Source organism: Nocardia pseudovaccinii NBRC 100343, assembly GCF_001613225.1.
GTDB lineage: Bacteria > Actinomycetota > Actinomycetes > Mycobacteriales > Mycobacteriaceae > Nocardia > Nocardia pseudovaccinii.
The window spans coordinates 1-1,636 of the sequence record NZ_BDBY01000471.1 but is presented as its reverse complement, the minus strand read 5'-3'; the positions used below and the strand labels follow the sequence as shown (position 1 = coordinate 1,636).

The 1,636-nt window shown below is 67.7% G+C and carries 1 protein-coding gene; it reads left to right on the top strand.

The window, feature by feature from the left end; all coding sequences use genetic code 11:
- Positions 1-43: 43 nt before the first annotated feature.
- Entirely contained in the window at positions 44-1,534 is a 1,491-nt protein-coding gene (locus NP3_RS45955) for an SCO6880 family protein (protein WP_063825095.1), read from the top strand.
- Positions 1,535-1,636: the final 102 nt, after the last annotated feature.

Sequence of the window (1,636 nt, the reverse complement as noted above, 5' to 3'; positions counted from 1 at the left end):
ACCGTTCGCCCGACCTCGGGAGGAGCACCATTCCGCGATGACGATGACGACGAGCGATACCTACGAGCGCCGCTCGTACGGGCTGTGGCAGAAGCCGCGCAGCGCAGGCCTTTTCGGTCTGCGCTGGGAAGAGACCGTCATCGGCTTCGTCGTCGTGATCACGGCCCTGATCTGCGCCATGGTCGGTGGCTTCAAATGGGGTCTGATCGTGGGCGGCACCGGCGTTGTCGTGATGGTTCCACTGGTGTGGCGGACAGGGGGCCGCTCCGGATACGAGAACGGATTGATGATGTTCAACTGGATGCGCTCCCGCAACCGCGGTGAGCACGTGTATCGCGGCGGCCGGTTCTCGCGGATTCCGGGCGGTGTCACGCGGCTACCCGGTCTGCTCGCGCCCTCGAAGCTCTACGAGGGCATCGACGCGGGCGGCTACAGCTTCGGCATGATCCACCTACCGCAATTCGCCCAGTACACAGTGGTTTTGCGGGCTTGGCCGCAGGGGCACGAGGCCGTGGACCAGCCGGTCATCGATCGCTGGGTCTCGGCCTGGGGTACGTTTCTCGCCTCGGTCGGCCAGACCAGTGACATCGTCGCTGTCGTCCCGGTGATCGATACCGTGCCCGAGACGGGTAACCGGCTGCTCACCGAGGTCTCCACTATCACCCGTCCGGAAGCGCCGGAGCTGGCGCAGCAGGTGATGTACGAACTCGCCACCGAGTTGCCGCAGGAACGGGTGCAGCTGCTGCCGCGCGTTGCGATCACCTTCAAGGCGACCACCGCCGAGCGCCGCAAGAATCCGGCCGAGGAGGCCGTCGAGATCGGGCGCAGACTCCCCGGAATCTGTGCCGCGCTGGCCGAGGCGGGTGTGCGCGCTCAGCCGATGTCGGCCGATGAGGTCATCTCGTTCATCCGGCGCAGCTACGATCCTGCCTCGCAGGCCGATCTCGAGGTCGCCGCGGGCGAACCCGAAGGGCACGGGCTGGATTGGGCCGATGCCGGACCGGTATCACACGACGAGAAGTGGGATCATCTGGTGCACGACGGTGGCCGTTCGGTCACCTGGGAGATGGACGCGGCACCCGAGGGCGCGGTGGACGAGCGAGTGCTGCAACGGCTGCTCGCGCCGAATCCCGAAGTGCCGCGTAAGCGCATCGCCATCGTGTACCGTCCGCATTCGGCCGCCGACGCCGCCGAAATCGTCGACGACGATTTCAAGAACGCGCTGGTGGCCCAGCAGAGTGAACGCGGTGTCGTCTCGGCGGCCGCGACCCTGCGGGTGGGCGCCACCCAGCAGGCCCGTGAGGAACAAGCCCGGGGTCACGGTGTGACCCGCTTCGGTGCGCTGGTGACCATCACCGAGCCGCTGCGCGGTGATCTGCCGCGCATCGAAGCCATTACCCGCGACCTGTCCACGCAGGCGCGGTTGAAGATCCGGCGGTGCTACCGCTACCAGGCGGCGGCCTTCGCGGCCTCGCTCGGTTGCGGGGTGATCCTGCCGGAACACGCGACAATTCCGAAAGCCTTGGCGGGGTGAGCATTACATGGCACGTGAGTACGAGCCACCCGTGCGCGAACGGGACGAGGCGCCGGTGCGGCGCAGGCGGCGTCCCGAGGACGCGGCATGGGAGCGGCCCGC

Coding starts and splice junctions, on each gene's coding strand:
- NP3_RS45955 (WP_063825095.1), top strand. CDS start 44: ATGACGACGAGCGATACCTACGAGCGCCGCTCGTACGGGCTGTGGCAG.